Below are 13,182 nucleotides of genomic sequence, written 5' to 3' on the forward strand. Positions count from 1 at the left end.
TCCCACGCCGGAGCCTCGCCGTCCAAGCAGACGGGTTGCCATCCGGATCACCCAACGGCCCACCCCCGGGCCGGGCAGGAGATATGAACGCACGCACGCTTCGCGTCTTCGCCGCGCTGAGCCTCTCGCTGACGGCGCTCGGCGCCGCCGCACAGGAAGACGGCGTCCTGGACTCGGCGGTCGTCCGCAACCGGCTCTACAAGCCCGCGGGCCATCCGGAGCTGTCCCTGTCCGTGGGCCTGCCAGTGCAGACGCACCTGACGGCGCACTACTTCTTCGACGCCGGCCTGGCCTACAACCTCTTCGACACGTTCGCGCTGGAAGCGCGCGCGGGCTACGCCGCCAGCCGCCACACGGGCCTGGCGCGCTCCATCTCCGAATCCTTCCTGGACCGCGAGGACAAGCGCGTCACGGACGAGCTGGAGGACATGTGGCGGATGGGCCTGCACGGCGTCGTCGGCGCGCGGTGGGCTCCCATCTACGGGAAGATCTCCCTCGTCGCGGACATCCCGGTGCACTTCCAGACGTACCTCTGGGCGGGCGGCGGCCTCACGGACCTGAAGCGCCAGTCCGTCATCCAGTGCACCCAGGTGGTGGACCGGGCCGCGGGCGTCTGTGACAACCGCACGGACGTGACGGACCGGGGCAGCGCCACGGAGAACTACTGGGTGAAGGAGTCGCGCGTGGCGCCGGTGGTGTCCGCCGCGCTGGGCTTCCGCTTCTTCATCAAGGAGCAGCACGGCATCCGGCTGGAGCTGCGCGACTGGATCTTCAAGGACAGCTACCGCGTGAACCTGCTGCGCGACGACTGGGAGGCCGGCAATGCCACCGGCGAGCCCGCCGGCAGCCCGGGCCTCACGCACCTGGTGCAGTTCGACCTCGGCTACACCTTCTCCTTCTGACCCCTTCCTATGCGACCCTTCCGTTCCATCGCGCTCCTCGTCGCCGCGGTGCCTGCCCTCGCGTTCGCGCAAGGCGCCGCCCCGGCGCAGCCGCCGGCCGCTCCGGGTCCGGATGCGACCGCGCCGGCCTCTCCTTCACCCGCGGAACCGCCGGAGCGCCAGCGCACCGAGCGCGACGCGCCCGCCGTGCCCCAGTCCTCTCCGGAAGCCGCGCCGGCCCGGCCGTCCGCGCCCACGCCCACCGACGAGGACGACACCGGCGGCACGCCGTCCGCCCCGTCTTCGGAGGCCCAGGCTCCGGCCGCCACCCCGCCCGCGGACGCGCCGGTGCTGGACTCCGGTGAGGCGCCGCGCACCACGGACGCGCAGCAGCAGCGGCTGGTGAATGGCGCGCCGCTCTACAACCCGAACGTCAACGTCCACATCGTCCAGAAGAAGCGCTTCGCGGACGAGGGCAAGCACGAGCTGGTGCTGTACCCCGGCGTCGTGCAGGTGAACGGCAAGTTCACCAACCACGTGGGCACCGCGCTGCACTACGTCTACCACCTGCAGGAGAACTTCGCCCTCCAGGTGGGCGGCCAGTACAACTGGTACTCCGACGAGAGCGACTTCAACCTGGAGCTCATCGACAAGGTGCGCGAGCAGGCCCAGGCCGCGTCGTCGCTCCTGCTCCAGTGGGGCGCTCACGCGGGTGTCGAGGTGACGCCGCTCTACGGCAAGTTCGCCTTCTTCAACAACTCGCTGGCGCAGTTCAGCCTGGTGCTCAGCGGCGGCGCCGGCATCGGCAAGACGCGCCACCTCATCCGCCCGGAGGTGGCGAACGAGGTGGAGGGCCAGACGTACCAGGTGCCCGCGCGCTTCGGCGACACCGGCAACAAGTTCCTGGGTGAGGTGGGCGGCGGCTTCCGCGTGCAGTTCGGCGAGTCCTACGCCATCCGCCTGGAGGTGCGCGACCTCATCTACACCGCGCGCGTGGACAAGGTGGACGGCTGCAACCTGGCGGACTTCGAGGCGCTGGAGGCCGCGCGCGCCGCCAACCAGCCCTTCGACGGCCTCAACCTGAGCGGCAGCTGCAAGGTGGCCAAGTTCGACGGCGTGGACCCGGAGACGAAGAAGAACTACCGCGAGGACATCATCCTCGGGAGGGATCTCGTCGCCGAGCCTTCGTCGGACGTCCTCAACAACGTCAGCTTCTACGCTGGCTTCTCGGTGCTCTTCTAGCCATGTCCCGACTGCTCCGACTCCTCGTCGTCCTCGGGCCCCTCGCCGTGCCCGCGGTGGCCTTCGCCCAGCAGGACGTGGGCGCCTACAACCGCGCGCTGTCCGCCTTCAACGCGGGCCAGCTCGACACCGCCGCCCCCCTCTTCGCGCAGCTGGCGGAAGGGGAGGACGCGGACCTCAAGGGCAAGGCCGAGTTCTACCTGGCGCAGACCTTCGCCAAGAAGGAGCTGCCCGTCGCGGCCTTCATCTCCTACGCGGCCATCGTCAACGCCGGCCCCAAGCACCCCTCGTACCTGAAGGCCATCGAGGGGCTGGTGGACATGCAGCAGCGGCTGGATGAGCAGAACCTCATCCCCAGCATCCTCAACCAGGCCTACACCGACGAGGTGCGCGACCAGTGGGTCACGCTGCCCAAGGAGGTGCTCGCGCGCATCAACTACCTGGTGGGCACCGCCAGCCAGCGCCGCATGCGCTTCGAGGAGTCCCGGTCGCTGCTGGAGGCCGTGCCCGCCGACAGCCGCGTCTACGCGAAGGCCCGCTACCTCTTGGGCACGGTGCTCGCCGACCCGCGCTTCCCGGGCCGTCCCGGGGAAGGGGAGACGCTGGACAAGGAGGCCATCGCCGCGTTCCAGGCCGCGCTCAACGCCAAGGAGCCGCAGGTGGAGCTGCCGGAGACGCGCGAGCTGGCGCTGCTGGCCCTGGGCCGCGTGCACTACCGCCGCGGCGAGTACGCGGACGCGGTGAAGGCGTACGAGGGCGTGCCCCGCTACGCGCGCTTCTGGGACCAGGCCCTGTTCGAGAACGGCTTCGCCCGCTTCCAGAACGAGGACTTCGGCGGCGCGCTGGGCAGCCTCCAGGCGCTGCACGCGCCGCAGTTCGAGGGCGCCTTCCAGCCCGAGTCGTGGATCCTCAAGGCCACCGTCTATTACTACTCGTGCCTCTATGACGAGGTGAAGACGACGCTCGCCGCGTTCGACGAGCGCTATGGCCCCATGGCGAAGCAGCTGGAGTCCTTCACCGGCGACGACGTCGCGCCCATCAACGCCTTCAACATGGTGTCCTCCGAGAACCGCCGCCTGCCGCGCGCGGTGTACCTGTGGATCCGCAACAACGAGCGCATCCGCGAGGTGATGCGGACCCTGTCCCGCGTGGACCAGGAGAAGCGCGCCATCAGTGAAGGCCCGTGGCGCGGGACGCCGTTCGCCGCGCAGACCGTGGCGTCGCTCGAGGAGATCCGCACCACGCTGCTCCAGGTGGGCGGCACGCTGGCCAAGAACCGCATCAAGGAGGCCGCGGACAACCTCCGCACCTTCTCCGACCAGGCGGAGATCATCCGCGTGCAGACCGCGCTGGATGAGAAGGACCTCTTCTCCGAGGGCGTGGACCAGAAGGCGCTGCTCACCCGCCAGACGCTCTACCGCCCGAAGATGCCCGGCGCGGACTACAACTACTGGCGCTTCCAGGGCGAGTTCTGGATCGACGAGATTGGCTACTACCAGTACACGCTCAAGCGGGGCTGCCCTGCCCGGCAGGAGAAGTAGCAGGGTAGGCCCCAGGCCCACCTGACAGCCACCGGCAGCACCCTCGAGGCCCCGCCACCGTGACTTTGCGTCACGGGGACGGGGCCTTCTGGCGTGATGTTGAGTCCTGAAAGGTGGCTCGGCGTGATCGCGTACGCCGGGGCACAAGGCACGTTCCGGGCCACTTCTCAATCTGGGTACCCGCGTCTACTTTCCGTCGTCCCTCCCAACTGGGCAGAAGTTTTCCCAGGGTGGCGAGGCGCGGTTCTCCAGGAGCTCGCATGAAGGTGGTTCTTCGGTTCGGTGCACTGGCGGTGGGCGTCGCGCTCGCGGCCGGTGGGGTGGGGGAGGCGGCGGAGCAGACGGCACCGCCGCGCAAGGTGGCGACGAAGAAGTCCTCTTCTGCGAAGGCCGCGGCCAGGAAGGCCGAGGCCAGCAAGAAGGACAAGGAGGAGGCGAAGAAGGCGGAGCTGCCGCCCGGCGTCGCGCCCCAGGACATGCGCAAGGGCCCGGCGCGGGTGAAGCCCGCCACGGCCAAGTTCGCGGACGTGCCGCGCATCGCGGACTCCAAGAAGGACGCGCTCGCGGACAAGAAGCGCGACGAGGCCATTGAAGGCTTCAAGCGCCTCATCCCCAAGCTGCAGGAGACCTCCACCCAGAAGGCGGAGATGCAGTACCGCCTGTCGGAGCTCTACTGGGAGAAGTCCAAGTACCTCTACCAGCTGGAGATGGAGAAGTTCCTCACGGCGGAGAAGGCCTACGACGCCGCCGTGGCGCGCGGCGAGAAGGCCACCGCTCCGGAGCAGGACCACCGTGAGTCGGAGCGCTACCGCGCCGAGACCATGCGCATCTACGAGGCCATCCTCAGCGAGTACCCGGACTACCCGGCCCGCGACGAGGTCCTCTTCTCCCTGGGCTACAACCTCTACGAGCTCAACCGCCGCGAGGACGCGGTGGCGCGCTACGAGGAGCTGATCCGCGACTTCCCGAAGTCGCAGTTCGTCCCGGACGCGTACATCCAGCTGGGCAACCACTACTTCGAGAACAACAAGCTCGCGCCCGCGAAGGAGAACTACGAGAAGGCGCGCGACTCCGGCGTTCCCAAGATCTACGCCTACGCCACCTACAAGCTGTCCTGGTGTGACTTCAACGCGGGCGACCTGGACGCGGGCCTGAAGAAGCTCCACGAGGTCGTGGACTACGCGAGCCAGCGCGGCGAGGAGCTGGGCGACCTGCGCACGGAGGCCCTCAACGACCTCACCGTCTTCTACGTCCAGCTGGATCAGCCCAAGGAGGCGCTCGCCTACTTCAAGCAGAAGGCCCCGCCCAAGCGCCAGGGCCGGCTGCTCGCCAAGACGGCCGCGGGCCTGGTGGACGCGGGCCACTTCGACAGCGCCATCCTGGTGTACCGCACGCTCATCGACGACGCGCCCATGGGCGCGAACGCTCCCGAGTACCAGCAGGCCGTGGTGCGCGCCTACGAAGGGCTGCGCCAGCGCCAGCAGGTCCGCAAGGAGATGAAGCGGATGGTGGACCTCTACCGCCCGGGTGGCGAGTGGTGGACCGCCAACGCGGGCAACGCGGGCGTGCTGCGCAACGCCTTCAGCGTGACCGAAGAGGCCATGCGCGTGATGGTCACCGAGTACCACCAGGAGGCGCAGAAGACGCGCCAGGTGGAGACCTACCGGCTCGCGCGCGACATCTACAAGCAGTACGTGGACGCGTTCGCCTCCAGCGACAACCCGGAGTTCGTCGCGGACTCCGCCTTCAACATCCGCTTCTTCTACGCTGAAATCCTCTGGGCCCTGGAGGAGTGGGAGGCCGCCGCCGGTGAGTACGACGCCGTGGTGGCGTTCAAGATCCCGGACCGCGACTCCGCGAAGGAGGTCTCCAACGAGTCCTACCGCAAGTCCGCCGCGTACAACGCGGTGCTCGCCTACGACAAGCTCGTCAAGATTGAACGCGGCCAGCTCTCCAAGAGCGACCTGAAGGACGGCCAGAAGGTCGACGAGAAGAAGGACAAGGGCGACGTCGCCAGGCAGAAGCTGGTGAAGCGCGACGCCAAGGAGCAGGCCGAGCAGCCGCTCACCAAGTTCGAGGACCGGCTGGTCGCCGCGTGCGACACGTACAACACCCTCTTCCCGGGCAACCAGGATGAGATCGACCTGCGCTACCAGGCGGCCGTCATCCTCTACGACCGCGCGCACTTCGTGGACGCGGCCCGCCGCTTCGGGGAGATCATCGACAAGTTCCCGGAGGAGCGCCGCTCGCGCGACGCCGCGGACCTGACCATGTACGTGCTGGAGAGCCGCGAGGAGTGGCAGGAGCTCAACACGCTCTCGCGCAAGTTCCTGGGCAACAAGAAGCTGTCCAAGCCCGGCTCGGACTTCGCCCTGCGCGTGGCCCGCGTGGTGGAGGGCAGCCAGTACAAGTACGTGGACGAGGTCGTCTACAAGAAGGAGAAGAACCCGGCGAAGGCCGCCGAGGAGTTCCTCGCCTTCGTGACGGAGTTCCCCAAGTCGGAGAACGCGGACCGCGCGCTCACCTACGCGATGGTCATCGCGCAGGAGGCCGGTGAGGTGGACAAGGGCATCACCGCCGGCGAGCGCGTCCTCAAGGAGTACCCGAACAGCAACTTCGAGCTGAAGACCCGCTACACGCTGTCCGGCCTCTACGAGAAGGTCGCCGAGTTCAAGAAGGCCGCGGCCATGTCCGAGTCCTTCGTGGCCGAGTACGACGCCGCCCTCAAGGCCCGCGAGTCGCAGTCGAAGAAGGACAAGGAGAAGAAGGCCAAGGCCACCACCGTCGCGAAGAAGGACGACACGCCGGGCGCCGCGGAGGACGCGGAGTCCAAGCGCGCGCAGAAGGCCGCCGAGCGCAAGGCGCAGGTGGACGCGGCGGGCGAGTGGGTGGCGGACGCCCTCTTCAACGCGGGCGTCTGGTACGACGGCCTGGGCGAGTCCCAGAAGGCCGTCAACGCCTGGAACAGCTACCTGACGCGCTTCAAGGACCGCAAGGACGTGCCCCAGGTGGCGTTCTCCATCGGCCTCGTGTGGGAGAAGGAGAAGAAGTGGGGCGACGCGGCCCGCGCCTTCGACCGCTTCGTGGAGGACTACGGCCGGGACTCGCGCACCGCCGCGGGGCAGCCGTACCTGGCGCGCTACCACCAGCTGCTCGCGTACCAGAAGATGAAGGACGTGCGCGGCCAGGAGAAGGCGCAGGAGGAGCTGGTGCGCGGCTGGAACAAGCTGGCGGAGAGCGTGCGCAAGGACACCGCGGTGCTCAACGCGTACGGCCACGCGCGCTTCCTGGCGCTGGAGCCCACGTGGAAGCGCTTCAGCGACATCAAGTTCACGCGCGTCTCCACCATCCGCCGCGACCTGCAGGCCAAGCAGAAGGAGATGCTGCGCGTGGAGAAGGAGTACGCGGCGGTGCTCGCCACGGGCTCCGGCGAGTGGGGCATCGCGGCGCTGACCCGCATTGGCCTCGCGTACGCGGACTTCGCGCGCAACATCATGGACTCGCCGGACCCCTCCGGGCTGGATGACGAGCAGCTCAGCATGTACCGCGCGGAGCTGGAGAACCTGGCCATGCCCCTGGAGGAGAAGTCCAGCGAGGCCCTGGAGAAGGGCCTCCAGAAGGCCTACGAGCTGGGCATCTACAGCGAGTGGACGCTGGCCGCGCAGGATCAGATCAACAAGCTGCGTCCGGGCGCCTACGCCCAGGTGAAGCCGGTGACGTACCGGGGCAGCAGTGATTCGCGCATCGCCGCGGGCGTGCTGAAGGACCTCAACGGCCCCATCAGCGCCTCCGCGGAGCCGAAGCCCGCCGCCGCGCCGGAGGCCGTGCCCGCCGAGGGCGCGAAGCCTGCCGCTCCGGAAGGGGCCCCGGAGGCCGCGAAGCCTGAACCCACCGCGTCGCTCGAGGGGGTGCGGCCGTGAAGACGAACCACAGCATCGACATCAGCAGCCAGTTGAAGGGGATGGGGACGACGGGGATGAACGGCTTTCGCACCAAGCGGATGTTCCTGGCGGGGGCCTTCGCCTTCGCCTTCACCACGGCCTGCGCCACGGGGCCCCGCCCCACGCCGGTCGCGATGAACACGGTGGAGAAGCCCGCCGCCGTGGCCGCCGCCACGCCCGCGCCCGCCCCGGTGCAGAAGGGTGACACCGACGGCCAGTTCGCCGAGGCCCTGAAGGCCTACGAGGCCGGTGACCTGGACGCCGCGCGCAAGGGCTTCGAGGCGGTCGTCTCCCAGGAGCCCAAGGCGCTCAACGCCCGGTTCAACCTGGGCGTCATCGCGGAGAAGCAGGGCCGCCCGGCGGACGCCCGCGCGGCGTACGAGCAGGTGCTCACCCTCGATCCGGCGCATACCCCGTCGGTGATGAACCTGGGGCTGATGCACCGGCACGAGGGCCAGCTGGACGAGGCCCTCGCGCTGTACACGAAGGCGCTCCAGACGCCGGGCCACGAACACGACGAGCCCGTGCTCAACGCGCTGGCCGCGACGTACCGGCTGGCGGGCAAGCTGGACGAGGCGGAGGCCACCGGCCGGCGCGTGCTCGCGCGCAGCAAGGACAACGCGGAGGCGTACAAGACGCTGGCGCTGGTGGCGTACGACCGAGGCCAGTACCGCCTGGCGGAGCTGCTGGTCATCAACGCGCGCAAGGTGGCGCAGGACGACCCGGCCATCTCCAACACGCTGGGGATGATCTACCTGAAGATGGACGACCGCCCGCGCGCGCTCGCCCAGTTCCAGAAGGCCGTGTCGCTGGATGACAACTTCGCGCCCGGCCACCTCAACCTGGGCGCCCTGGCGCTGAGCTACCGCGACTACGCGGGCGCGGAGAAGGCCTTCACCAAGGCCCTGTCCCTGGAGCCCGACGGCCTGGAGGGCCAGCTGTACCTGGCGTACGCGCTGGACGGCCAGAAGGGCCTGGATCCGAAGAAGGGCGTGGCCGCGGGCGAGGCCTTCGAGAAGGTGCTCGCGCGCGCCGCGGACAAGCCGGAGGCGGTGTGCGGCGCGGGCTGGGCGTACGCGGCCGACCGCGCGGGCTTCGAGAAGGCCATCGCGTTCCTGGACCGCTGCAAGGAGCTGCCCGTCTCGACGGATCAGGACAAGCAGCTCATCACCGCCAAGGTGAACGGCCTGCAGAACATGCTCAAGAACCCGCCGCCGGCGCCGGCTCCGGCCGCCACGGCGGAGGCGGAGGGCGAGCCCAAGACGGACGCGGCCGCCACCGGAGGCGCGGGTTCGTCCGTGATGAACCAGCTGCCCCAGGACGCCAACGCGCCCGAGCAGATCCCCGCCGAGGGCGCCGCGGAAGGCAGCACCGGTGCGCCCGAGGCGGCTTCGGAGGCGGCTCCCGAAGCGGCTCCGGCCGCGCCCGCCGCCAACGAAACGTCTGGCAATGGACAGGCGGCGCCTTCGCCTGCGCCGACGCCCTGAAGAAACAACAGTCGCCCTGGCGGGAAGGACGAGAACTTTCTTCCCGTCTCCAGGCCCCCAGGTGCAAGCGGCCGGGCGACTCCCTTAGAATCCAGGGACTTGGAGTTGGTGCGAGCCCTGCAATGGATGGCGCGAAGCGGGCCTGGCGGAGACATCACATGAAAAGACTGCTGGCAGCGATGGTGATGGTGGCGGGACTGGGGGCGGCTCCCGCCCTGGCGCAGGACAGCGGCAGGGACTCGGTGAAGATCATCCAGGAGGAGGATCGCACCGTGTACCGCAAGAAGACGGTGATTGATTTCACGGATGTCGCGGTGGAGGGCGAGCTCACGAAGCCGGAGGGCTCCTACGTGCTCAACCGCAAGAAGACGGATTTCCAGAGCCTCATCAAGGTCCGGGAGAACTTCGACCCGGAGCTTCAGAAGTCGGCGGACAATCTCTAGACAGCACAGGTGGCGTTGAACGTTTTCGGGACGGGAAGGGAAGAAGGAAGAACTTCATGGCGGCGGCGAGAAAAAACGGTTTGACGCTTCGGATCACCACCCCCGACGGCTCCATCCAGGAGACGGTTTCGGAGGCGGAGAGTGTCATCGTGGGGTCGGGCGCCCAGGCGGCGGTGAAGATTCAGGATCCGCGCGTGTCCAACCTCCACGTGATGCTGAAGGTGGACAACGATGGCTCCGTGACGGCCATCGACCTGGGCAGTGAAGGTGGCACCCAGGTGTCCGGGCAGAAGCTCATCATCCCCACGGCGCTCAAGCCCGGGGACGTGCTCACGGTGGGCACCTCTCAGGTGGAGGTGCTCTTCGGTGACGCGCCCCGGCCGGTGGCTCCGGCGGCGGCGGTGGCCCAGCCCGGCGTGTTCCAGCAGCGCCCGGTGATGCCTCCGGCGGCTCCGGTTCCGGCGCCGGTGGCCCACGCGGCGCCGGTGGCCCACGCGGCCCCGGTGCCTCCGAACATGCGGCAGGCGCCTCCTCCTCCGCGGCCCGCGATGAACGCGGCCAACGTGGTGGGCACGGTGAGCACGCCGCGCTCCGCTCCGGCGGGCGCGCTGGGCACGCAGGTGTCCACGAACGTGACGTCCACCCCGGTGTTCGGTCCTCCGGCGCCTCCGGTGGCGGCGCGCAAGGCCACGCCTCCCCAGGTGGCGGCGGCCCGCAAGCCGCAGCCTCCGCCGCACCTGCAGGAGCCGCTGCCCCGGGACGCGCAGCCGACGCCTGACGCGAAGGTGCTGCAGGTCTCCATGCTCTGGGGCGACCAGATGCTGGAGGTCCAGCACTTCAAGGACGGCGCGCCGGTCACCATCGGCGAGGGCGCGAAGAACACCTTCACCGTGTACTCGCCGCAGGTGGGCAAGAGCCACGTGCTCGCGGTGAGCAAGGGCGACAAGCTGGAGCTGCGCGCTCCGGCGGGCTCCGGCGTGTTCGTCACCAACAACGGTGACGTGCGCACGAAGGACGCGCTGCGCGCCGCGGGCCAGCTCAACAACGCCACGCCGGACCAGGAGCAGCTCTTCACCCTGGGCCTGCATGACCGGGCGGAGGTGTCGCTGGGCACGGTGGCGTTCGTGATGCGCTACGTGAAGCCGTCGCCGGCCATCCTGGCGACGTCGCTGTCGGACCGCGACTTCAGCTTCTTCAAGATCTCCGCCATCTGCCTGCTCGTGGCGGCGGCGTTCGTCACCGCCATGGTGCTGACGCCGCGCACGGAGACGAAGTCCGCGGACGACGTCTTCGAGTCCCAGCAGCGCGTGGCCAAGTTCCTCATCGCCCCGCAGAAGAAGGAGGAGGCGAAGAAGCTCCAGCTCTCCGGCGTGGAAGAGGGCGCCAAGGCCAAGGACGAAGAGGGCAAGTTCGGCAAGCAGGAGGCGAAGCAGGAGGAGGCCGCGCCCTCCAAGCCGGGCACCCCGGTGGTGGACAAGAGCAAGAAGGAGAAGGACCGCCAGGTGGTGGGCAAGGTCGGTCTGCTGGGCGCGCTCAAGGGCATGAAGGGTGGCGCGTCGGATGTGTTCGGTCCGGGCGGCATCGGCACCGGCATCAACAACTCGCTGGGCGGCCTCAAGGGCGGCGCGGCCATGGGTGACGCGCACGGCGTGGGCGGCCTGGGTTCGCGCGGCACGGGCAACGGCGGTGGCGGCACGGCGCTGGGCATCGGCGGCCTGGGCACCCAGGGCAACGGCCGGGGCACGGGTGGGTCCGGCGGCATCGACCTGGGCGGCCGCGGCAAGTCCGTCACCAAGGTCATCCCCGGCAAGACGACGGTGATTGGCGGCCTGGACAAGGACGTCATCGCCAAGGTCATCCGGCGGCACCAGAACGAGATCAAGTACTGCTACGAGTCGGAGCTGAACAAGAACCCGTCGCTGGCCGGCAAGGTCGCGGTGGCCTTCACCATCGACCCGGCGGGCGCGGTGGCGGACGCCACCGTGTCGGAGTCCACGCTGGGCAGCACCCCCGCGGAGCAGTGCATGATCTCCCGCATCCGCCGCTGGAAGTTCCCGGAGCCCAAGGGCGGCGGCGTGGTGAACGTGACGTACCCCTGGCTGTTCTCGCCCTCGGGCGCGGACGCCGCTGAGTAGTCCGGGGCGCGATTCGTAGACTGGAAGACCGAAGTGGCGTGGACGAAACGGTCCACGCCATTTTCGTTTTTCCCCGCTGCCGTTTCGTGCCCGGCATCACTACTGTCCGTGCCGCTGCTGCCTGGAGTGCGAGGGAGCAGGAGGACAACGTGACGGGAGGAGTCGTGAGGAAGTCGCTGCTGTTGGCCGCGTTCGCGCTGGCGACGCCGGCCCTGGGAGCCACCCCGCCGGAGGGCGTCCCATTCGAGCCGCGCCGGGGGTTCTTCACCGAGACCGACGTCGGGGTGTTCTTCACGGTGGGCGGCGAGAACAGCTACTCCAACGCGCAGTCGTACGTGCAGCTGGGCATCGGCTACGACCTGACGGAGCGGCTGTCGCTGGGCGCCCACTTCGCGCTGGGCTCCTCCGCGCAGAACTGCTTCGCGGGCTACCTGCCGGAGTCCAATGTCTGCGCGCTGTCGGACAACTTCACGGTGGCCTTCGGCGACCTGACGGCCGCGTACCACGTGCAGCTGGCCCACCGCTTCTACCTGACGCCCAAGGTGGCGGCGGGCTACACGCGCCTGGACCCCACGCCGGTGGATCCGGAGAAGGGGGACCCGGGCCGCTCCATCAACGCCTTCAACGCGGGCCTGGGCGTGGGCGTGGAGTACGCGACGTCCTTCGAGCACTTCTCCGTGGGCGCGGACCTGCTCGGGCGCTACATCATCGGGCCCAACATCATGACGTTCGCCGTGTTCCCGCGCGTGAAGTACACGTTCTGAGACGGGCTACGAGCCCAGACAGAACCCGGCGGCCTTCCGGGCGTGGATGGCCGTGGTGTCGAACACCGGCACCGACGCGTCACCGGGTTTGATCAGCAGGGTGATCTCCGTGCAGCCCAGGATGATGCCCTGGGCGCCCCGGCGGACCAGGCTCTCCATGATGCGCTGGTAGCGCTCCCGGGAGGCGGCCTTCACCTGGCCCAGGCACAGCTCCTGGTAGATGACGTCATGGACTACCTGGCGCTCCTCGTCGGTGGGCACCAGGACCTCCAGGCCTGATTCGGCGAGCCTGCCTTTGTAGAAGTCCTGCTCCATCGTGTAGCGCGTTCCGAGCAGGCCCACGGTCTTCACCCCGGCGCGGAGGACCTCCTGGGCGGTGGCCTCCGCGATGTGGAGGAAGGGGATGCGGATGGCGGAGGAGAGGTCCGCCGCCAGCTTGTGCATGGTGTTGGTGCACAGCACCAGGGCCTCGGCCCCCGCGCGTTCCAGCGCCCGGGCGGCGTCGCACAGGATGCGGGCCGCCTCGTCCCACCGGCCGCTGCTCTGGGCGTGCTCAATCTCCTGGAAGTCCACGCTGTAGAGGACGACCTTCGCGGAGTGATGGCCCCCCAGCTCTCGCTTCACGTGCTCGTTGATCAGCCGGTAGTACTCCGCCGAGGACTCCCAGCTCATCCCGCCCAGCAATCCAATCGTCTTCATCCGTTTCGTCCCTTCATTGATTGAGGGTCCGCTCCATGCGCCGCCTGCC

General features: G+C 69.0%; 9 protein-coding genes. 8 read left to right on the plus strand and 1 reads right to left on the minus strand.

Features of this window, described 5'->3' with window-relative positions; translation table 11 throughout:
* Positions 1–83: 83 nt before the first annotated feature.
* From NR792_RS02660 to cglE, 8 genes are all read left to right on the plus strand, one after another.
* Positions 84–902 carry an outer membrane beta-barrel domain-containing protein gene (locus NR792_RS02660; RefSeq protein WP_375758486.1) on the plus strand — a complete coding sequence of 273 codons (819 nt, stop codon included), beginning with the start codon at positions 84–86 and terminating at the stop codon, positions 900–902.
* Positions 903–911: 9 nt separating this feature from the next.
* Complete coding sequence (locus tag NR792_RS02665) at positions 912–2,123, plus strand: outer membrane beta-barrel domain-containing protein (RefSeq protein WP_375758487.1); 1,212 nt, start codon at positions 912–914, stop codon at positions 2,121–2,123.
* Between the two features lie 2 nt (positions 2,124–2,125).
* Positions 2,126–3,664: a tetratricopeptide repeat protein gene (locus NR792_RS02670; RefSeq protein WP_375758488.1), complete on the plus strand. Its 1,539-nt coding sequence runs from the start codon at positions 2,126–2,128 to the stop codon at positions 3,662–3,664.
* 260 nt (positions 3,665–3,924) lie between these two features.
* Positions 3,925–7,584: a tol-pal system YbgF family protein gene (locus NR792_RS02675; protein ID WP_375758489.1), complete on the plus strand. Its 3,660-nt coding sequence runs from the start codon at positions 3,925–3,927 to the stop codon at positions 7,582–7,584.
* Positions 7,581–9,092 carry a tetratricopeptide repeat protein gene (locus NR792_RS02680; protein ID WP_375758490.1) on the plus strand — a complete coding sequence of 504 codons (1,512 nt, stop codon included), beginning with the start codon at positions 7,581–7,583 and terminating at the stop codon, positions 9,090–9,092. Before NR792_RS02675 ends, NR792_RS02680 begins: the two co-directional genes overlap by 4 nt.
* Positions 9,093–9,250: 158 nt before the next feature.
* Positions 9,251–9,535 carry a hypothetical protein gene (locus NR792_RS02685; protein WP_375758491.1) on the plus strand — a complete coding sequence of 95 codons (285 nt, stop codon included), beginning with the start codon at positions 9,251–9,253 and terminating at the stop codon, positions 9,533–9,535.
* Between the two features lie 56 nt (positions 9,536–9,591).
* Positions 9,592–11,670 carry a TonB family protein gene (locus NR792_RS02690; protein ID WP_375758492.1) on the plus strand — a complete coding sequence of 693 codons (2,079 nt, stop codon included), beginning with the start codon at positions 9,592–9,594 and terminating at the stop codon, positions 11,668–11,670.
* 164 nt (positions 11,671–11,834) lie between these two features.
* Positions 11,835–12,434 carry an adventurous gliding motility protein CglE gene (gene cglE / locus NR792_RS02695; RefSeq protein ID WP_375761563.1) on the plus strand — a complete coding sequence of 200 codons (600 nt, stop codon included), beginning with the start codon at positions 11,835–11,837 and terminating at the stop codon, positions 12,432–12,434.
* A 6-nt stretch (positions 12,435–12,440) separates the two neighbouring features.
* On the opposite strand, the gene NR792_RS02700 is transcribed toward cglE, so the two are convergent.
* Entirely contained in the window at positions 12,441–13,133 is a 693-nt protein-coding gene (locus NR792_RS02700; RefSeq protein WP_375758493.1) for an aspartate/glutamate racemase family protein, read from the minus strand.
* Between the last annotated feature and the right edge of the window lie 49 nt (positions 13,134–13,182).

Source organism: Corallococcus exercitus (assembly GCF_042231735.1).
GTDB lineage: Bacteria > Myxococcota > Myxococcia > Myxococcales > Myxococcaceae > Corallococcus > Corallococcus exercitus_B.

Coding starts and splice junctions, on each gene's coding strand:
- NR792_RS02675 (WP_375758489.1), top strand. CDS start 3,925: ATGAAGGTGGTTCTTCGGTTCGGTGCACTGGCGGTGGGCGTCGCGCTC.
- NR792_RS02685 (WP_375758491.1), top strand. CDS start 9,251: ATGAAAAGACTGCTGGCAGCGATGGTGATGGTGGCGGGACTGGGGGCG.
- NR792_RS02670 (WP_375758488.1), top strand. CDS start 2,126: ATGTCCCGACTGCTCCGACTCCTCGTCGTCCTCGGGCCCCTCGCCGTG.
- NR792_RS02665 (WP_375758487.1), top strand. CDS start 912: ATGCGACCCTTCCGTTCCATCGCGCTCCTCGTCGCCGCGGTGCCTGCC.
- NR792_RS02690 (WP_375758492.1), top strand. CDS start 9,592: ATGGCGGCGGCGAGAAAAAACGGTTTGACGCTTCGGATCACCACCCCC.
- NR792_RS02700 (WP_375758493.1), bottom strand. CDS start 13,133: ATGAAGACGATTGGATTGCTGGGCGGGATGAGCTGGGAGTCCTCGGCG.
- NR792_RS02660 (WP_375758486.1), top strand. CDS start 84: ATGAACGCACGCACGCTTCGCGTCTTCGCCGCGCTGAGCCTCTCGCTG.